The 19,421-nt window shown below is 54.6% G+C and carries 20 protein-coding genes and 3 pseudogenes; 6 read left to right on the top strand and 17 right to left on the bottom strand.

Going from position 1 to position 19,421, the window contains the following annotated elements; translation table 11 throughout:
* Positions 1 to 405: 405 nt before the first annotated feature.
* From E0L20_RS24160 to E0L20_RS23575, 6 genes are all read right to left on the bottom strand, one after another.
* Positions 406 to 606 (bottom strand): amidase family protein, encoded by a 201-nt coding sequence (locus tag E0L20_RS24160; protein WP_242673435.1) that lies wholly within the window; start codon positions 604 to 606, stop codon positions 406 to 408.
* A gap of 63 nt (positions 607 to 669) precedes the next feature.
* Entirely contained in the window at positions 670 to 1,728 is a 1,059-nt protein-coding gene (locus tag E0L20_RS23595; RefSeq protein WP_242673434.1) for an amidase, read from the bottom strand.
* 50 nt (positions 1,729 to 1,778) lie between these two features.
* The gene (hisD, locus tag E0L20_RS23590) at positions 1,779 to 3,074 is read right to left on the bottom strand and encodes a histidinol dehydrogenase (protein WP_131636004.1); all 1,296 of its coding nucleotides are present in this window, start codon (positions 3,072 to 3,074) and stop codon (positions 1,779 to 1,781) included.
* Positions 3,075 to 4,217 carry a nuclear transport factor 2 family protein gene (locus tag E0L20_RS23585; protein ID WP_131636003.1) on the bottom strand — a complete coding sequence of 381 codons (1,143 nt, stop codon included), beginning with the start codon at positions 4,215 to 4,217 and terminating at the stop codon, positions 3,075 to 3,077. It lies immediately after the preceding gene.
* Between the two features lie 106 nt (positions 4,218 to 4,323).
* A complete protein-coding gene (locus tag E0L20_RS23580; RefSeq protein ID WP_131636002.1) occupies positions 4,324 to 5,295 on the bottom strand; it encodes a nuclear transport factor 2 family protein in 972 nt (323 codons plus the stop codon).
* Positions 5,292 to 6,362: a LacI family DNA-binding transcriptional regulator gene (locus tag E0L20_RS23575; RefSeq protein ID WP_131636001.1), complete on the bottom strand. Its 1,071-nt coding sequence runs from the start codon at positions 6,360 to 6,362 to the stop codon at positions 5,292 to 5,294. Before E0L20_RS23575 ends, E0L20_RS23580 begins: the two co-directional genes overlap by 4 nt.
* Before the next feature lie 307 nt (positions 6,363 to 6,669).
* Here E0L20_RS23575 and E0L20_RS23570 point away from each other — a divergent pair, with 307 nt between their 5' ends.
* The 6 genes from E0L20_RS23570 to E0L20_RS23545 all read left to right on the top strand — a co-directional run bounded on the left by E0L20_RS23570 (position 6,670) and on the right by E0L20_RS23545 (position 12,785).
* On the top strand, positions 6,670 to 7,908 hold the full coding sequence (locus E0L20_RS23570) for an MFS transporter (RefSeq protein WP_131636000.1): 1,239 nt from the start codon (positions 6,670 to 6,672) through the stop codon (positions 7,906 to 7,908).
* Positions 7,909 to 7,982: 74 nt separating this feature from the next.
* Positions 7,983 to 9,305, top strand: a complete 1,323-nt coding sequence (gene hisD / locus E0L20_RS23565; protein ID WP_131635999.1) for a histidinol dehydrogenase — start codon at positions 7,983 to 7,985, stop codon at positions 9,303 to 9,305.
* Between the two features lie 3 nt (positions 9,306 to 9,308).
* The gene (locus E0L20_RS23560; RefSeq protein ID WP_131635998.1) at positions 9,309 to 10,073 is read left to right on the top strand and encodes an SDR family NAD(P)-dependent oxidoreductase; all 765 of its coding nucleotides are present in this window, start codon (positions 9,309 to 9,311) and stop codon (positions 10,071 to 10,073) included.
* A gap of 8 nt (positions 10,074 to 10,081) precedes the next feature.
* Positions 10,082 to 10,825: an alpha/beta fold hydrolase gene (locus E0L20_RS23555; protein WP_131635997.1), complete on the top strand. Its 744-nt coding sequence runs from the start codon at positions 10,082 to 10,084 to the stop codon at positions 10,823 to 10,825.
* Positions 10,807 to 11,598, top strand: coding sequence for an HpcH/HpaI aldolase family protein (locus E0L20_RS23550; RefSeq protein ID WP_131635996.1), 792 nt, complete (start codon positions 10,807 to 10,809; stop codon positions 11,596 to 11,598). Before E0L20_RS23555 ends, E0L20_RS23550 begins: the two co-directional genes overlap by 19 nt.
* 11 nt (positions 11,599 to 11,609) lie before the next feature.
* Entirely contained in the window at positions 11,610 to 12,785 is a 1,176-nt protein-coding gene (locus tag E0L20_RS23545) for a cupin domain-containing protein (protein WP_131635995.1), read from the top strand.
* 41 nt (positions 12,786 to 12,826) lie between these two features.
* On the opposite strand, the gene E0L20_RS23540 is transcribed toward E0L20_RS23545, so the two are convergent.
* The 11 genes and pseudogenes from E0L20_RS23540 to E0L20_RS24145 all read right to left on the bottom strand — a co-directional run.
* Positions 12,827 to 13,306 carry a hypothetical protein gene (locus E0L20_RS23540; protein WP_131635994.1) on the bottom strand — a complete coding sequence of 160 codons (480 nt, stop codon included), beginning with the start codon at positions 13,304 to 13,306 and terminating at the stop codon, positions 12,827 to 12,829.
* A gap of 13 nt (positions 13,307 to 13,319) precedes the next feature.
* Positions 13,320 to 14,696: a VasL domain-containing protein gene (locus tag E0L20_RS23535; RefSeq protein WP_131635993.1), complete on the bottom strand. Its 1,377-nt coding sequence runs from the start codon at positions 14,694 to 14,696 to the stop codon at positions 13,320 to 13,322.
* Positions 14,697 to 14,723: 27 nt separating this feature from the next.
* Positions 14,724 to 15,173 carry a type VI secretion system baseplate subunit TssE gene (tssE, locus tag E0L20_RS23530; RefSeq protein WP_131635992.1) on the bottom strand — a complete coding sequence of 150 codons (450 nt, stop codon included), beginning with the start codon at positions 15,171 to 15,173 and terminating at the stop codon, positions 14,724 to 14,726.
* A 179-nt stretch (positions 15,174 to 15,352) separates the two neighbouring features.
* Positions 15,353 to 15,744, bottom strand: a pseudogene (locus E0L20_RS23525) (S-type pyocin domain-containing protein); the annotation flags it as partial.
* A 15-nt stretch (positions 15,745 to 15,759) separates the two neighbouring features.
* A pseudogene (locus tag E0L20_RS24155) lies at positions 15,760 to 16,021 on the bottom strand (type VI secretion lipoprotein TssJ); the annotation flags it as partial.
* A gap of 440 nt (positions 16,022 to 16,461) precedes the next feature.
* Positions 16,462 to 16,743: a hypothetical protein gene (locus tag E0L20_RS23520; protein ID WP_165500746.1), complete on the bottom strand. Its 282-nt coding sequence runs from the start codon at positions 16,741 to 16,743 to the stop codon at positions 16,462 to 16,464.
* A gap of 47 nt (positions 16,744 to 16,790) precedes the next feature.
* Entirely contained in the window at positions 16,791 to 17,126 is a 336-nt protein-coding gene (locus E0L20_RS23515) for a hypothetical protein (protein ID WP_242673433.1), read from the bottom strand.
* Positions 17,127 to 17,156: 30 nt separating this feature from the next.
* Positions 17,157 to 17,276: pseudogene (locus tag E0L20_RS24150) on the bottom strand (type VI secretion system lipoprotein TssJ); the annotation flags it as partial.
* Between the two features lie 78 nt (positions 17,277 to 17,354).
* Positions 17,355 to 17,879, bottom strand: a complete 525-nt coding sequence (locus E0L20_RS23505; RefSeq protein WP_131635990.1) for a hypothetical protein — start codon at positions 17,877 to 17,879, stop codon at positions 17,355 to 17,357.
* 192 nt (positions 17,880 to 18,071) lie between these two features.
* Positions 18,072 to 18,527, bottom strand: coding sequence for a hypothetical protein (locus E0L20_RS23500; protein WP_131635989.1), 456 nt, complete (start codon positions 18,525 to 18,527; stop codon positions 18,072 to 18,074).
* A 56-nt stretch (positions 18,528 to 18,583) separates the two neighbouring features.
* The coding region (locus E0L20_RS24145) for a type VI secretion system Vgr family protein (RefSeq protein ID WP_242673432.1) at positions 18,584 to 19,421 on the bottom strand (838 nt) is incomplete at its 5' end.

The following is a 19,421-nucleotide window of genomic DNA, read 5'->3' as shown; positions in this document are numbered from 1 at the left end:
TTGGCACATAGCGGCCAGCGTTGGGGTGGGCTGGTCCAGTCCACTCTAAGCGAGGAGAGGAAATCACAGCCGTTGTCACAACAGTTGAGGGTCAACTTAAGTTGTGGTCTGTTACTCAACGGTGAGCAGGTCAAGTCTGTTTTTCAGCGTGACGACTCAACTAGAAATCACCACGCACAGTACCTATCTCGTCTCATTTTTCTCATCAAAGGGAGAAAAAATTTTTAGGCACCTAAATAGGCACCAGCGAAAAGTCAAACTACTAGTTACCAAAGTGAATTCAATGGATTACACAAGCAATTCAGACTCCGCCAGCCCACCAAAATTCTCCATCAGCGATCACCAGAGTCGTCTGATGAAGTCCTGAAAGCCCGCACGGCGCAAGCCCTGCGGGCTTTTTTGTGCCTACCTCACGTTATGCCCCCCGACAAAAGCCTGCTCACAGGCCAGCGCCAGCGTCATCAATGCAGTTTCATCCTCCTGCACTGACATAATCTCCATTCCCACGGGCAATCCTCTTCGGCTCACGCCACACGGCAGCGTTATCGCAGGCAAGCCGCTGATGGCGGCAAGCTCCGGCGCGTAGCCTGGCGGCATCTTCGCCATGCTTTCCGGTAAACGTTGTACGGTGGGATACAAAAATCCGTCGATGTGCTGCAGCTCCGCCGCCTAGTAAAGATTCTGCCGCAGCCGTCGCTGAAACCGCCGTCCCGCCAGCCAAAGCGGGATTTTCAACGTGTTATACGTCAGCATCTGCCTGAGAAACGGAGCAAACTCAGGCAGAAACGCACCGGAGTCGACAATGCTCGTCAGTCCATTAGGCGCACCCGGCTGCTTGCGTAGCCAGTCGTCGATCGCCATGCGAAATTCATACAGGCTTAGGCAGGTCGCCTCTCTGACGTCATTCAGAAACGGTAAAGAGACCTTCACCAGCGTCGCCCCTGCCCGGCGTAGCGTGTGCAGCGCCCTCTGCCACACGGCCAATTGCGCTTCATCCTCACCCTGTAAGGCAGCAATCACACCAAAGCGAACGCCTTTGAGTGAACGGGCAGGAAGAGGAACCGGGGGCATGCCGTGGATGATGGCGTGCAGCAAGGCGGCATCTTCAACGCTATGGACCATTGGGCCCACGGTATCTTTGCTGGGTGAGAGCGGCGCAACGCCGTCCAGCTGCGAACGACGAAAGGCGGGGCGCAGCCCCACCAGCCCGGTATAGCTACAGGGAATACGGATTGAACCGCCGGTATCCGTACCCAGCGCGCCGTCGGCCATGCCGGCCGCAACCGCAGCGGCGCATCCTCCGCTGGAGCCTCCGGCGGTAACCGACGGGCAAAGTGGGTTAACCACATCACCGCCCAGTGAACTTCGCGAGCGCACGTCGAACGCAAACTCGGACATATTGGCTCGGGCAAGAATAATCGCTCCCGCCCCGCGCAGCCTCTGCACGACCCGCGCGTCCGATGTTGCCTGCAGGGAACCCAGCGCGCGACAGCCCAGGGTAACGGGCATCGGCGCGCAGGCGATATTATCTTTGATAATTAACGGAACGCCGTACAAAGGGCCGATACGTTCACCGCGTCGACGCTGCTTCTGATACGCCTCCGCCAGGGTCATCGCATCGGGATTAACGCCGAGAATGGCGTTAAGCGCACTGTGCTGTTCTATGGCTTCGAGGCGGCGGGCAATCTCTTCCGGACAGTCGTCTGGGGGTATCAGGCGCTTCATCATCTCAGTTTCCAGGTGTTGAAAGCCGGGCAGGATGCTGCCCGGCCTCGTGTTTAGTCCCGCATACCGGTGGTAATCGCGTCAATCTCCTGCGGACGCAGTCGAATTTCTGCCGCCCGTCGGTGCCCCTGCATCCCCTCAGTGCGGCTCTGGCGGATCGCCGGTTCTGCAATCGCCGGGATGCCCTGCTCATCAATCCACTGATGGGTACAGATTTTGACATACGCCCCCACCCACAGGCCGCCGGTATAGCGGGCTGCCGCCATCGTCGGTAGCGTATGATTGGTGCCGCAGCATTTATCGGAGAACACCACGCTGGCGTTCTGACCGATAAAAAGCGAGCCATAGTTGCGGATCTTCGCCGCCGTGGCGTGCGGATCGCGGGTATGTACCTGCAGGTGTTCCGTCGCCATATGGTCGGCAAAGGCGATAAGCTGCGCTTCATCTTCGCAGAGCACGATCTCGCCCTGCCGGCGCCACGCCTCGCCCGCCGTCGCTGCCGTCGGCAGGCTGGCTAACTGACGCTCAACCTCCGCCAGCGTACGCTCGGCGATATCCCGGCTGGTCGTCGCCAGGCCGACGCGCGTGTGCACGTCGTGTTCTGCCTGGGCCAGCATATCGGCGGCCAGAATGCGCGGATCGGCGCTGTCGTCGGCGAGGGTGAAAATCTCGCTTGGTCCGGCGAGGGCATCAATGCCGACTTTCCCAAACGCCTGACGTTTCGCTTCATTAACGAAGGCATTGCCCGGCCCGACGATTTTATCCACCGACGGAATGCTTTCCGTTCCCCAGGCCATGGCCGCGATGGCCTGCGCGCCGCCCACTTTAAAAATACGATGCGCCCCCGCCAGATGGCAAACCGCAATCATCGACGGATGTGCCCCCGGCGGCAGGCAGGCAATAATTTGTTCGCATCCCGCAACGGTCGCCGGAACGATGGACATCACCGGCGCGGAGAGGATGGGATAACGGCCTCCCGGCACGTAGCAGCCCACGGTCTGCACCGGGATGATCCGGTGCCCCAGATGCACACCGGGCAGCGTCTCGACCTCCAGCGGCTGCATGGTCGCCAGCTGCGCCTGCGCAAAGCGCCGCACCTGGTTGATGGCAAACTCGCTGTCGCGGCGCGTCTGGGCGTCCATCCCCTCCAGCGCTTCGGCGATCTCCTGTCCGCTCACTTCAAACTGCGCCGGCACGACGTTATCAAACTGCTGCGAATACGCTCTGAGGGCCGCGTCGCCTTCGCTTCTCACGCGTTCGATAATGGCGCTGACCTTCTCCGTCAGGGAACGATCGGCCTGCGCATCCTGCCCCTGCGGGCGCTTGATCCAAATCACCTGTTCGATCATTTACGCATCCTCCATCTGGCCGAGCTTGATTTGTGCCAGCAGCGCCAGGTGGTCGTAAACCACCCACTCATCGACAATTTTCCCGTTAAGGATGTGGTAGTGCGACATGCCCATCACGAACAATCGCTCCCCGGTCGGCTTGCCCAGCTCGCCATAGCCCAGGTGGTGCCCCTCGATGATCCAGCGAACTGCCACCTTAACGCCGCCTTCGTCGCACGGGTTGGAACAAATATGCTGAGGCAGCCACGCGCCGTCGGGGATCATTCCCACCAGCGCCAGCGTCTGGTGCGTCACTGCCGCCGTGCCGTACAGCTCTTTCATCAGCGGGCCGTGCCACTGCACGTTCGGCGCGTACACTTCTTTGATCTTGCCGAACATCCGGCGGTTGTAGATCTCGTGCAGCCAGCGCAGGCACTGCTCTTCCGTATCGGTGTGCGCAATAGAAACATCGCACTCCATCTCCGGCGGATATTGCCCCAGCATGCGGCCGTTTTCGCCGATATCCATCACGCGGAAGCCTTTATCAAACTGCTCTTTTGCCATGTTAAACGCGATTTGATCGGTGTTCAGGCCAAGCTGTTTCATCAGCGACATGTTGTCGCTCACGACCCACTCCCGGTAAATTTTATTCTCGTGGATCATGCAATCCGCCACGGTACGGGTTACAAAGGTGCGGTTTGTCGGCTTGCCTAAATGACTGTGCTGGGTATGCCGCCCGCTTCCCGTTACCAGGTGAGAGGTATAAAAACCATCCACATCATTCCCGTTCCAGATAACCTGGGTTGCCATTCCGCGACGCTCCGGGAAGGCAATTAAGCGCTGGAGCGTATCCTGAACCACCTGCTCGCGGTTATATAATGTTCCCAGCGCGTTATACAGCACGCAGTTATGGGTATAGTGAGAATAAATTAATCCGACGTCGCGCTCGTCCCATATTTTATGAGTACAGCGAACGATGTAATCGACAATATCGGTATAGCAATCATCAAAGCCTCTTAATGATTGCACGCGCGGACGTTTCTCCGGTACCAGATCGACAAAATCGCGGCGCTCCACCTGTAATACGGGCTCATCTTTCAGCGCTTTTACGCTACTTTTTTCGGGTACGGCTGGTGCTTTATTTGTTGCTTCTGTTGAAGACATATAAACTCCTGCTCTATTTTCAGACAATAAGAACCCGCACCCGTAAGTGAGGGTGAATTTAACGCGGATATTATTTGCAGCCGGAATAAGGGGGGCTGCCGCCCCGTTAATTAAATATTTGCGACCAAATCGCTAACTCATCAATTCCCAGATATTCACGGAAAATTAAACCGTCACGCAATTCAAGCTGGGTGATACCGGTGATAGAAACGGGTTTACGCGTGGGCGCGCCAAACTTGCCGTAGCCGTCATGCCAGGATAACAACGACCAGCGCAGTGAGATTCGAATCGGCTCATTGGGATCCTTACGCACAATCAGATGATGAAGCTGCGTTTCGCTGTCGGCAAAGGAAGCGCGGTAGCCGGAAAGCTGTGCGGCGATGTCCTGTTCACCGGTACAGACGCAGTGTCCCGGCGCGTAAAGCGTCGCCGCCGGATGGTATAAACCGGGCACCACGCCGCTGTTACCGCCCGCCCACATCGTCAGGTAGCGCTCAACCACGCCCGCCAGCGCGCCCTCCACGTCATCCCCCTCAGGACCGCCCGCCCAGCGGGCATCCAGCGTCTCGGCAGAAACAGACTCCAGCCCAAGCTGCTGGCGCATGGTCGCCAGGTTAAAGGCAAACTCACGGATATCCAGCCCCAGCTGCGCCACAATGGCGGCGCGATCCTGCAGCAGCCACTCCTGGCGTATGGCGCCGTCGACGCAGATGCGGTCGGCCCACGTGCGTACCCAGACGTTCTTCCCGGTCGGCGGACCGAAAAAGCCCTCTCCCAGGTGCTGAATGCGGGCAACGGTACGCTGCGCCGCATAGTACTCGTCCCCCGGATTCTGGCTGCACAGAATGTCCTCCGTCAGCACAGACCGCTGCGGGAAGCTGTGCATGGCCTCGAGCGTGAGGCGCATAAACTGGGAGAGCTCATGCAGCTGTTTCTCCGGGGTAATGAAAACAACCGGCGTGGCGTAAAAATCCGCCAGCTGGCCAATATCCTTCTGCTCCCATACCACGTGCGTCAGCGTCAAAATGAACTGCTGGATGGAGTCGAACTGAGGGCTGAAGCCCCGCAATCGGGTCATTTGAGCTCCTTAGACTGAAATAGCGATAAGCCGTTGTTTTCGATAATGCCGCTACGCGGGCGACGGGCTGAGTGGCGTATAACCAGCGTGCCGGGCACCGTAATCTGTTCAGGCTCTATGGTTCCGCTTTCAATTTGCTTCATGAGCAGCTCGACCGTGGCATCGACCATCGCCCCCACCGGCTGTGATGCAGACGTCAACGCGTAGGAAGGCCAGCCCGAAGGGCCGATATCGTCGTAGCCGACAACAGAAACCTCCTCCGGGACCCGCAAACCAAACTCATAGCGCGCCACGTCCATCACCGTTACGGCCATATGGTCGTTGGCGACGAAGACCGCATCCGGCGCTGGCGACGCCGAAAACAGGGCATAGGCCGCGCGGGTCGTTTGCTGTACATCGTAATTCCCGTGTACCACCTGCACATCGGTGATGCCGTGTTCTTCCAGCGTGGAGATAAACCCGCGCTGTCGGGCAATATTGACCGGCGAATCCGCCACACCGCCCACGTAGGCGAAACGCTTGTGCTCACCCGCCAGCAGAAATTCAGCTATCTGACGCGCCGCCGCTTCGTTGTTGCTGTTAACGCTGGAGGCCATTCCGCTCTCTTCGCTGCGGTTAAACAGCACCACCGGTATCCCGGCGGCAAGGCACTCCTCAGATAGCTCCAGCGACAGCGTGACGGATGCCAGCACAATGCCGTCCACCCGGTACTGCATGATCTGGTCAAAAATCCGGTCGACGTTGCCTTCGCGATCGCCGACAAACAGCAGCAGGTGATAGTTAAGCGTATCCAGCTTCTGCGCCAGCGCCTCCAGCACTTGCGAGTAAAAGGGATTATCAAAGTAAGAAATCACCACGCCGATAATGCGCGAACGCGCCGTGTTGAGCGATCGGGCTATCGCATTCGGGCGATAGCCCAGCTCGCGCGCCGCCTGCAGCACTTTTTCACGCGTCGCCGGTGAAATGCTGGCCCCCGGCGTGAACGTTCGCGATACCGCGGACTGCGATACCCCCGCAAGCTGCGCGACCTGTTGGGATGTGACTGCTGCAAAAGTCTTACGTTTCATTACCCCTGATTCCTTATCAACGTCTTACCCACTATGCCCTGCTCCAGACGCCTCAGCCAGTGGGTGTTTTTTATACTTACACCACCTTTGCATGCGTATGCAACACAAAAAATCAAATTTCTCACAACAAGATCCAGATCACTTTACAAACATGAAACCTTTTCGTAACTTCAAATCTTGAATACGTATGCAAAGCGTTTCATACCGTCAATGGTACCGGAGAGAACAGGAGTCGCCCAAAGGATTGAACCGGTAAACGTCGTACTTGGCTGGTTGTAACCCATTACTTTTTAAGAGGTTCAAAACCATGTTTCGAGCACTGTTACGCCGTCGGGAAGCCCGGCTCTTTTTCATCATCAGCATCCTGTTTTTTATCTGCATTCACAGCATTGATGCCTTTCTGGCACCGATGATGATCAACCAGGGCATCGAGCCCCAGATCATGGGTATCATCATGGGCGCATCCGGGCTGGCTACCCTTCTCATTCGCTTCCCGCTAGGCATCATTTCCGATGTCGTGAAGAGCCGCAGGATCTTTATCCAGATTGGTCTGCTGCTGCCGATTATCGCCTGGCCAATTGCCTGGCTCGAGCCAAACGCCATCACGCTGTATATGGCAAAAGCGGCCGACGGCGTTACGGCGGCGTCCTGGGTGCTGTACAACATCCTGTTCATGCGCTATTTCGATCGCAGCGAAGCCCCTGCCGCCGTCGCGCTGCTGGCGCTGGCTGGCCCCATCGGCGTATTTCTCGGCAACTGCATTGGCGCGGTGCTGATTCACTATTTCGCCAATAACATCTCCTTCTTCGTCTCCTGCATCTCTGCGCTGGTTGCATTGATTCTGACGACCCGCATTCAGGACGTTCACGACCCGGTGCAGGCGCCTACGCTTAAGGCCTGCATCACCGGCGCGCGCCAGCAGCTGGCCGACCGCTCCGTCTGGCTGATCGGCATCCTGGCGACCATCGTGATTCTGGTGCCCTTCGCCACCCGCGATACGCTGACGCCGGTCTACGCCGAGCAGCTTGGCGCCCGGGCGGGCATCCTCGCCCTGCTCGGTAACATTCATCTTCTGTTTTACGGGCTGGCCATCGCCCTGTGCAGCTCGGTGTTTTATCAGCGCCTCGGTTTGGTTAAAACCGCCATGCTCGGCATCGTTCTTCAGGTGATTTCCACCTTCGGCATCCCCTTCACCAGCAATATCTACGTCATTTATCTGTGGCAGGCGCTGGCTGGATTCTCGTTCGGCATGGCCTTTGCCGCGTTTATGTCGCTCAGCGTGGTAAATACCACCTCCGACGAGCAATCCACGCGGATGGGATTATTCCAGACCATTTATTCCTGCGGCATGTTTGTCGGGCCGGTAATGATGGGCGTCATGATGCAACATATTAACCTGTCGTCCGGTTATTTATTAATTGCCGCCCTGTCCGTTATTGCCGCCATTGCCACGCCGCTGTCCGCCCGCTGGGTATATGCCCGCAAGGCGCAAACATCTTCCCGCGAATTAAAAAACGGGGCTTACGCCGCCGCGCCGGATCAATAGCACATCTGAAGTAAATACCCCATCCCGGTTCGCCGGGAGGGCAACTGACATCTAAATAAGGTAAGGAGAAGCGTGTGTCCTGGAAATTAAAAAGCGGTAAATCCACCGAAGAGCGCCAGCAGGCCAATCAGCAAATAAGAGAAACGGTTGAGCATATACTCGCCGATATTGAAAAGCGTGGGAATAAAGCCATTCGCGAATTATCGATAAAGTTCGATCGCTATGACCGCCAGGATTATCGCCTGACGCCTGCGGAAATCGATCGCTGTATTAAACGGCTAAGCCGCCAGGATATTCAGGATATTGAATTTGCCCAGCAGCAGGTGGCGAATTTTGCCCGGGCACAGAAGGAATGCCTGCGGGACCTGGAAATTGAGACGCGCCCGGGCGTGATCCTCGGCCATAAAAATATCCCGATTAACGCCGTAGGGTGTTATGTGCCGGGCGGGAAGTATCCGCTGCTGGCGTCTGCGCATATGTCGATCATCACGGCCAGCGTGGCGGGCTGTTCCCGCATAATCAGCTGCGCGCCACCGTTTAACGGTGAACCCGCACCGGCGATTGTCGCGGCGCAAAAAATGGCGGGGGCCACGGAAATCTATGCCCTGGGCGGCATTCAGGCGATTGGGGCGATGGCGTTAGGCACGGACTCCCTTGCGCCGGTGGATATGCTGGTAGGGCCGGGAAATGCCTTCGTTGCGGAAGCAAAACGCCAGCTGTTTGGGCGGGTGGGCATCGACCTGTTTGCCGGGCCGACGGAAACGCTGGTGATCGCGGATGACACCGTTGATGCAGAAATATGCGCCACGGACCTGCTGGGCCAGGCCGAACACGGCGTGACCACACCCGCGATCCTGCTGACCAATTCGCTGACGCTGGCCCAAGAGACGCTGCGCGAAATCGAGCGCCTGCTGGAAAAGCTGCCGACCGCCGACATCGCCCGCCAGTCGTGGCAGGACTACGGCGAAATCATCGTGTGCGACAGCTACGAAGAGATGCTGCTGGAGGCGGATCGCATTGCGTCCGAGCACGTGCAGGTGATGACCGACCGGGACGACTGGTTCCTGGCGAACCTGACCAACTACGGTGCGCTGTTCCTTGGCCCGCGTACCAACGTTGCCTATGGCGATAAGGTCATAGGAACCAACCACACGCTGCCTACGCAAAAAGCCGCGCGCTACACCGGCGGCCTGTGGGTCGGCAAATTTATGAAAACCTGCACCTTCCAGAAGGTGCTCAGTGACGAAGCTACCGCTGAAATCGGCAGCTATTGCTCGCGCCTGTCGCTGCTGGAAGGGTTCGCCGGACACGCCGAGCAGGCCAATATTCGCGTGCGTCGTTACGGCCAGACGGATGTTCCCTACGCCACGCCGGCTCCGGTCAGGGAAAAGGTGTAATTCATGACGCTTGTGCAAACGCCTTCTTTCTCTTTACACGGCAAGCGCGCGCTGGTCACCGGCGGGTCCAGAGGAATTGGCTTCGCCGCTGCGGTTGCCCTCGCCCAGGCAGGCGCAGAGGTATGGATAGCCGCCCGGGATGGTGAGGCGCTGGCGCATGCCGCTAGCCTGGCCGCGGAGCACCAGCTGTCACTCCACCCGGTAACGCTCGATATTACCGACGCCGACCAGACGGAACGCATCCTGTCGACCCTGCCGGATATCGACATTCTGGTGAACAGCGCCGGGCTGGCCCGCCACCAGCCGTTTCTGGAGGTAAAGGAGGGAGATTTCGATGCGGTGATGGCGCTTAACCTGCGCGCCACCTTTTTTGTCAGCCAGCGCGTGGCGCGGCGCATGAAGGCAGGCGGTATTGAGGGGTCGATCATTCACATTTCATCGCAGATGGGGCACGTAGGCGGACCCGCGCGGAGCGTGTACTGCGCCTCCAAGTTTGCGCTGGAGGGGTTAACCCGAACGATGGCGCTTGAGCTGGGCGACGCCGGGATCCGGGTCAACACGCTTTGCCCAACCTTCATCGAAACCGATCTGTCGCGATCGGCGCTTGAAGACCCCGCGTTTCGCCGCTTCGTGCTGGATAACATCAAGCTGCGCCGCCTGGGCAGGCTCGAGGACATTATGGGGCCGGTGGTGTTCCTTGCCTCCGGGGCCGCCGGGATGATCACCGGCAGCGCGCTGATGGTAGACGGCGGCTGGACGGCAACGTGAGGCTCGCAATGGAACAGGCTTTGTTGGATAACACCGACCTGCCGCTGGTGCTGCTCGGCGGTACGCTGTGTAACGCCCGGCTCTGGCAGCCCGTGATTGCGCGGCTAAACGTTACGGCGACAGTGTGCGTCACGCTAGCGGGGGCGGGATCCGCGCAGCAGGCGTCGCAGCGGCTGCTGAACGTGCTGCCGCCACGCTTTTTGCTGGCCGGTTTTTCCCTCGGTGCCATCGTCGCGCTGCAAATGGCCGCCGACGCGCCGGACAGGATCGGCGGCCTCGCGCTGCTCTCCGCCAATCCCCTTGTCGATCCGCCGGAAAACGCCGCGCCGCGCCGGGAAGCGGTGCGTACCGCTCAGGCGCAGGGCATTACCGACTGGCTGATGTCGACCCTGTGGCCGCGCTACGTGGCGCCAGAACGCCTGGACGATCGCGCCCTGCAGGCGGTCATCTGCCGGATGACGCAGGAGTGCGGTATCACGACCTTCGCAGAGCATACGGAAATCGCCATTCACCGGCAGGACAACCGCGCGGCGCTCGCCGCCCTCGCCTGCCCGATAGCCATTCTCAACGGCGCGCAGGACGTTATCTGCACGCCCCATCATCACCACTTACTGGCCGCCAGCGCCGGGAATGCGGCATGGCATACGGTGGAGGCCAGCGGGCATTTTATTCCGCTGGAAGCGCCGGATGACGTCGCCCCACCGCTGCGCCAGTGGATTACGGAGTGCATACAGTGCGCAAAAACAGACTAAAGACCGCGTTTCGGGAAAACACGCCCATCATCAACGGCTGGCTGGCAATCCCCTCCGGCTACAGCGCGGAGATTATCGGCCATCAGGGCTACGACGCCGTGACCGTCGATCTCCAGCACGGCATGATTGATTTCGCCAGCGCGCTAATGATGCTTCAGGCGCTGTCGGCCACGCCTGCCGTCCCGCTCGTCCGGGTGGCCGATAACAACCCGGCGCAAATCATGCGCGTCCTGGACGCCGGGGCGTACGGTGCGATCTGCCCGATGATCTCCAGCGCCGAGCAGGCTCGCCGCTTTGTCGCCGCCTGCCGCTATCCACCGCTGGGCGTTCGTTCTTTTGGTCCGGCACGCGGGCTGCTCTACGGCGGCAGCGACTATCCGCAGCACGCCAACGACGAAATTCTGACGCTGGCGATGATCGAAACCCGCGAAGGACTGGCAAACCTCGACGCTATTCTCGATACCGACGGGCTGGACGGCGTGTTTATTGGTCCCAACGATCTCTCGATAACGCTGACGGGCAGCGCCAGCGCGGAATCCCGGCACCCGGAGATGCTTGCTGCCGTTGATAAGGTGATTGAACGCTGTCACAAGCATCAAAAGATGGCCGGGATTTTCTGCACCTCCGGGGCGGCGGCGGCAGAGCGTATTGCCCAGGGGTTCCATTTTGTCACGCCGGCAAACGATGTGATGCAGCTGGGCCGCGCCTCGCGTGAAGCCATTGCCCTCGCGCGCGGCAACGCCATCCCCGCGACCGGCGCATCCGGTTATTAAAAGGAGAACACATGAAAACTATCCATCTTACTGAAAGCCAGGCCAGAAGCCGGTTAATCGCCCCTGACGATATGGTCTCCTGCAATCTTGCCTTTATTGACTGCAGGCTGCCGGGCTCGAATCTGAAGCAGAACTATTCGTTCATCGGCCCCGGCGTTACGCAGTCCACGGAGCAGGTCGTGAATATCCCCGAGCCGCACGGTTTCAACATCGGCGCGGCGGCCATGCCGAAGGGCGTGACCAACAACCTCCATCTTCACTTCACGGCGGAGGTGTTTCTGATCCACGAAGGGACGTGGCGTTTTCGCTGGGGCGCGCGTGGGGAACATGAAGCAGAATTCAGCGCCCCCGCGATCCTTTCCATTCCGACCTGGATCTTCCGGGGGTTTACCAACGTAAGTAAAGCGGATACCAGCGGCATGGTGTTTACCGTTTTGGGGGGCGACAACACGGGCGGGATTATCTGGCATCCGTCGGTGCTGGCGGCGGCGCGCGAATATGGGATGTATTTGAGCAAGGATAATATGCTGATTACGCAAGAGGCAGGGGACCCGCAGCCTGACCCTTCAACGCTGCTGACGCCGCTGTCGGAGGAGTATATTGCCGGGCTACGTGATTATAGCGTTGAAGAGATGCGCAGGCGCGCGGTGACCGGCGATGAACGCTGCTGGTCATCGCGGGGGCTGCTGGACTCGGTGCTGCCGGGACACGGCGGCGAGATCGCGCCGGTTATCGGTTTTGGCATTTCACAGGACAGGGACGCGTCCCCGGCCATGACCGACCCACACGGCTTTTCCGTCGAGTGGCTACGGCTCGCCGACGATTGCATCGTGGGCCGACATGTCTGCCCCGATACCCAGGTGATTATGGTCTTTAAGGGCCAGCTGGAGGTCACGTGGAACGAGGCGGGTAAAGAGGTCAGCATCATCGCCCCTGAACGTTCGGTGATCTCCATTCCGGCAAACAGCTGGCGGCGCTACCGCGCGGCAGGCGGTAACACCGAGTTTATCCTCACAACCCGAGGCGATGGCCGTAAACGCCTGTTCTGGGATGAAGAGGTTCTGCTGCAGGCAAAAGCGCACAACCGCTGCCTCGATCCGGATGGCTACGTCGCCGATGCCGATATCTTGCCCGTTACGGCACGTCGGGCGGGTGCAAAACTGGAAAAATGGCAAGCGGAAGCCTGACGTTACGCCGCCATCGGTATCCCAAATGGCGGCGGTAATATTCAGGCCAGACAGTCTACCGCCTGGAAGAAGAGATCTTCCGTCATGATGGCATTCTCTTTTACGCTCTGACGTTCGCGCCGGATAAACCAGCCCGTTTCCGGCGCCATGCTCAGGTAAAATACCTGGCTGAAGCCCGGTGCCGTGGCCTGCATTACCACGCGCCCCGTCTCCGTTTCGCAGCAGAACTGTTCAGGCGTAATGCTGACGCTACGATCGCCATTCTGTAGCCGAATAGCGGTAATGTCGTAACGGCATATGCCGCTGCTGAGGCTGTAGCCGATTGTGCTCAGATCATGGATATGCTTTGTCGATAAAATAACCTCGATGCTGCTTTCCGCAAACCACTGGCTGATTTGCTGCGCCAGCGCATCCATCCGCAGACGAAATAGCCGGATTTCAGCCTCAACGGAATTCTTCCCCGGTGGCGTTCTGTCATTATTTTGCTGCACTTTCTTAAAAAAACGTTCTTTGGCTGACACGTTGTCGTCCCTGTTAATTTTTCGCACTCGGTCGTGCGGATTCAGTCTGATATTCACCTACCGGCCATTTCTGTTTCATCAGGGCGTAACGGGCAATCAGCTGCTGCAGATGCTGTTCCACCAGATTCTGCTGCGCCGCCGGCCACACCTGCCCTTCCGGAACAGCCGCCATTTGACGCAGCTGTTCCTCCAGCGGAACGGTACGGCTAAACGACTGTGACAGAGTAAACACGGCTGATTTCAGCTCGCTCACTGTCATGTACTTTCCCTTCTGCTCATCAAGGGCGTTAAGCCGGTTCGCCAGCTGCTGCAGCTGCGTCATCCCCTGATGCCAGCCGTTCAGATTGTCCTCGGGAAGCGCTGCGATCGTTATCTGCTGCTGCCACTGCTGCACCAGCGGTTTCGCCTGCTCCGGCCACAGCGTCAGCGCCTGCTTCAGCAGTTCATCCCCCCGGGCGATGGCCCAGTCTGGTTTTAGCTGTACAAGCCGCGCGAGCTGCTGCTGCGTCTGTTTTATACCCGTCTCAGGTGAAGGAGAGGACTTCCTGAAAGATTGGAGCTGCTCAGCTGACAGCGCAGTCGGCAACGGCGCAAACGATGCCGCAAACTGCGCCTGCGCCGGGTCTGATTTATGCGTTATCTGCCATCCCCAGGCCGTCACGCCGGACAGCACCAGCATGGTCAGCATTCCGGCGGCAAACGGCTTCCACGGCTTCACGGGTGCAGACGACGGTTCTATCATCACCTGCACGTGCGGCTGAGGCTCAGGCTGGGCGATATAGACCCATTTCACATGCTCTGTCGGTTCGTTGCTGCCTATCTCTGTCCGGGTCGGGGCAACGCCCGGCAGGCTCACGCCCGTGTTTTCGCTGTTTTCCAGCCTCACCGCCGCGTTATGCATAAGATTTCGCAGGGGATCAAGCTGGCTTGCGTGTTTCAGCTCCAGACGCTGCAGCACGTCGCCCAGCGCATTCAGATAAGCTTCGGCCTGGTACAGCTGGCTAAGGTCGGCATAGCTCAGCGTCAGGGTACGCATTACCTGCTGTAAGCGCTTGCTGAGCCCGCTTAAGATCTCCATCCGGGCATGCACCGGCTGCGGCCACACACTCCCCCACTGTCGAGAGAGAAGCGCATCCAGAATCGCCAGGCCTTCATTCATGCCGTACAATCCGGAAAGATGCGTGCGGGCAAGGGTATACCAGGCCGCAGTTTGCAGCTCCACCCCGTTGTGCTCGAACAGTGAGAGGCAGAGCGTTTCCACGTGCTGCCAGTTAACATCCGGGCGAGCCGGATGCGTCAGCTTGCTCATTTCATCGCGAAGCGCGGCGTAATCCGCAAGCGTGCGCGGGTCGCCGCCGGTTTTGAGGGAACGTGTGTTTACCAAATGCATAACGCTGTCCTTGCTAAATTTTAAACGCTAAAAATATGAATTTTTATCCATATAATTCTGCTGCTTCAGATGGCGGAGCAGGACTTTGCCCTCTGGCATAAACTCGGTGCCATAGTGGACCAATCCAACCCCCTTCAACTCGGCATCAATCGTATACCTCAATTCACCAGGGATCTGCTGCTCCAACAAAGTCACATTCATTGACTGCAATCGGGGTTCATATTTTAGTAGAACGCTTGAGAGCGTCTCAATCAATTGATGTGCAGTTCCAGGCATACCCTGAAGGATTTTTGTCATGTCCGGTAAACCATAATCTGGTAAGTGTGAAATAGCATCAGCACGAGAATTGAGGATACGCTGTATATTATCCAAAACTGATAAAATGACCTGTTCCTCTTCACTTACGTGATCGATCGGAAGATCTCCTGAAAAGTTACCCATTAGCGTTTCATATAAGGATGGATGTTTATAACTCATTATATTCCTTTGAGTTTTTCGTCAATGTGAAAGTCGAGATTTCATTTAATTATATGTTTTTTGCACCCCGTCTCTGCATAATCAATTCGGGAGCCGAATTAAACCTTTCCAGCGAAGAATCAAACTCTCATCTTATAGCCATATTTATTTACTCTTCATCTCTTTTAATAAATGTTATCGTCAGGGATCGGAGTAACCAGTATAGTAGCCTGATCGATGGGTCTGATATTGCTGCCCGCATGCGACGAAATGTCGCTGTTTTCCGGCCTTTCCGGCGTCCAGGTTATCAACGGGCCATCAACACCGTGAGCCGGGGTTAACTCATAACGGTTATTTTTTTCAACCCATTTCATTCAGCCGTGCGCACACCTTCATACGGCATACCTTAACCCGTATGGACCCCGTAGACCCGCATGTTACCCTGTTCATCATGCCGCCAGAAGCATCTCACACGGGTCGTGGTTTTTGCTCCGGTCAGCGCTTTCTGCCAAAGCTTTTCCTCGAACCAGAATTCATCTCGCCCTGAAACATTGGCGCTGCCTTCACCTGCAGAAGGGACATACAGCGCGGCATCCCTATCCAGCGCCTCGCCCAGCTCAATGACGCGGGCTTTATCCGGGTCGAGGTTGTCATGGGTCAGGACCAGGCGCCAGCGGTTATCCTGCATATCCGGACGGTTAAACAGTCCCACCACCGCTACAAACTGTGCATCCTCCTCCATTGGCACATGGCATCACCAGCAGTGCTTTTGACGCCAGGACATCGTCCTTAAGTACCGTATCAGCCTTGCGCAACAGCGTCTGGTAATCGGCGGCATCAACCGCTTTGCGATCCCTGAACTGCCAGACCTCACCATCAATTACAGTCTGCGAACAGGTTTAACACTAGAAAGAGGGCGCTAACAAATTTTACGTAGAGAATTTCGGATAACGGAGGTGAATAATGTTGTATATATTTTAACTATTGGCGACATTCCAGAAATTGAATGGTATCAACCGAGAAATTACTCCGTCCGAGATAATCTTTTCTTTCATCCTCCCTTAAACACTTCCAAAACGGTTCCCAATATACATCCCACCAGAACGCCATCTCTCCTTGCAGACTACCATAATTACCAAAATTCTTATCAGGAAATACAATTTCTGGCCCTGGAGGTTCAAAACCTGCCTCACAAAGACATTTAACAAATTCATTATCATTTGTGATAACCCTTACTATATCCTGCCCAAACTCACTAAACTTATAAAAAATGAGAATTTTATCATGATCTGCAACCTTCTTTTTTTTCTCATTTATATTTATTTTTTTTATGAAAATGTAATTCGATTAGATTCTCAATAATGGATTGATCTTCAGGTTTTATCATAAATCGTGCTGAATGAGCATATATCTTATGCTTCTCTAGAGACAAAAACATTGGATAAAAAGATCCCCTCTTTGGTAAATCACTAAATTGTGCAATAGGGAAATCATCCTGGAATTGACTTTTTTTTCTAAATAAATTAAATAATTTAATTTTCATCAATATAATCCGCCACCCAATCTGCGCCAAAGTAGCCTGCTGTTCCAAATATAATCCCGCCAACAAGTCCTGTCAGCATCGCCCCTGGGCCAGTCTCAATGCCAACCGCCGCACCTGCTACTGTACCTATTTTTGCTCCAGCAACAGCCATCCCCCATCACATGCTCTGCTACAGTGTAGGAAGCAGAAAAGTCCTTCGGATTTAAACCATATCGTTCCGGATTAGTTTCTGGAAGTAGTTTCGCTTCTGTTAAATCCATATTTGAAAGATATGGATCAGAATTTGAAGAATATATTTTTCTAACCAAGAAACCGTCTTTACCTGGTTCATCAACAATGGTAAAAAAGAACGCCCGAGCGGGCATTAATAAACCCGTTATATCATATGTTGAGTATGGAGTTTCATTGGTTAAAGCTGATCCTTCAGTCATTTACCACTTCTCCAGAGCATGAACACCTAAATCCAGATGCAGCATTTTAATTTTTTTGTAGAAGAGGGATTTCGTGATGCTGACCGTACCGTCCGTGACAGTCTGAGTCAGAGCGCAGCCAGCGAGCGCTGAACAAAATACCGAAAGCAGGTATGCCTGAAAGCGTGCGTATTGCCTGAAAACACAACTAGTTATGGGGATACTTACCCGAAATCTGATTTATTAATTCTATAAAACCAATGCATTAATGAACCGTACAATAAATCCTTTGGATTTTAACATGTAAAAGTCATCATCATGAGCATTACTATTGAAAATATTTTCATTCTGATGGAATAAATCATTTTCAAAGCCATGCCCGACAACAAACATTAATATAATATATATGGCTTGTATCTTTGGCCTGGTATTATCATGTTTGAATTTTTTAGTACCCCGCTCTATCAGGGCATTTGTTTTGTCTAGGCCCAAGAAATCGTACTTCTGAGGGTAAACATCAATTAATAATTTATGCATACTTTCTATGAAATTAATTCTATGTATGTTTGAGAACATCTCAACTTCTAACCGGCCAAGAAAGTTTTTTGCATATTTGCCATCTTCCCCAATGACATTCTCGATATAGATGCTAGATTTTTCATGAAGAGATAAAGATATTTCTAATTGATTTTTCGTCGGAAATTGATCTGGCTCAAAACTAAAATCTGAGTACATTGGATCAGTTTCAAACTCAGAACCTAGCGTAAAAGCCATATCGAAGTAGAGCTGAAGGGGACCACGTTGAGTAACCTTTGATCTCCCTGCCGTCTCAATTAGTTTTGCAATATTAGTTCTTAATTTTTTTCATGCAGTGAATCATATATCAACGGAAAGATAGATTTGCAATGCTTCACTAGTTCACTAGCATAAGAATTAGATGAGTACGAATTTAGCAATGAGAGTTGGTCAGCGTTTATCTTCATTTAGGTTACTTCCTTTTAAAACTAATTTTGACAATGAAATAAAGTCACCAATTTCATCTTTCTTATCATCATATATTTTTGTTCTAATCTTGAAATCAGCATCAACATTGAGGTTTCCATCATTTATAAATTGTGAAATATCTCTATCCAAAAGAGTCCAGGTAAATTCAATATTCCCACCTTCAGGGATGTAAGTCATTTTTTTCTTTAAATCCCAACTAACTAGATTTGGCTTGAGTGGCATGCTCTTTTTATTGTCACGATCAGTTAATTTGATACTGGGTCCAGTTCTCTTAATATATTCCAAAGGAATATAGTAACCTTTGGAATATAAATTCTGAAATCTCACAGTGACTGGAATTTCACTCTGATTATTGTATGTACATTCTTTCTGACCGCTGCAACTAACACTAATAGTAAAAAAAATGTTATCTTTCATTTTTGGGGCCTCTGCTAAAGAAATTGATGTGTATAAAGAAGTTAATAAACTTAGAATTATACTATATCGCATCTTATTCTCCTTCCTAAACCAGGTTCATGAAAAATCTCATTCGCTTCAATAGCTATAATCCATCCTTGTCTTTTCAGAATAATAGTATTCCCATATGCAGCCATAATTGTTGAAGCTGGATCACTTGGATCTCCTCCATTATAAGGAACAGAAATTGGTGAATCAAGAGACCCATCCGGTTTATAGTAAACTACTTGATCATTCTCTTCTGCGTCAGGAGTGTATCCATATTCATCAGGTAACCCATAGCAATGACCGAATTCGTGGGCATATGTCCATGGACCTGTATTTTTCGATACATCGAGGACATTTCCCGTGACACCTTCACGATCATATTTATCATGTATTTTGAATATATAGTGTTCATCAGATTTCACAAATAGCACTTTAAACTCGATCGGTAGTATTTGTGTTCCACATTTAGGGTCGGAGATTTTGAATGAAAACTGATTGCCCCAATATTTTTTGCCCCCTTCTGTTAATGATTTTTTAGCTTGCGCCTGCTCCGCCGCCATTTCCAGCTGCTGCAGTTGCTGGTTAAGCCGGTCGATTTCCTTCAGCGCCGCATCCCTGTCCAGCGCCTCGCCCCGGGCCTTCACCTGCGCGTCCGCGCTGACAAACAGTCCCTTCCCGGCACGTATCGTTCCCCGTTCATCGGTGCGCAGCTCCGTTCCTTGACCGCGACGTTGCCCCTGGCTGTCCACCAGGTGCCCGCCGTTCAGCTGGGTTTTGCCGTACTCCGTGGCGAGCTTGATGTGCTCCTCCCCGCGCCGGTCCTCCATCCGCAGCTTGTTGTTCGCCGGGGTGCGCAGCACGTTGCGC

Source organism: Enterobacter wuhouensis, assembly GCF_004331265.1.
In the GTDB taxonomy this organism is placed as follows: domain Bacteria; phylum Pseudomonadota; class Gammaproteobacteria; order Enterobacterales; family Enterobacteriaceae; genus Enterobacter; species Enterobacter wuhouensis.
Note: the sequence above shows the minus strand (reverse complement) of the source record. Positions and strands in the feature narration are given on the sequence as shown.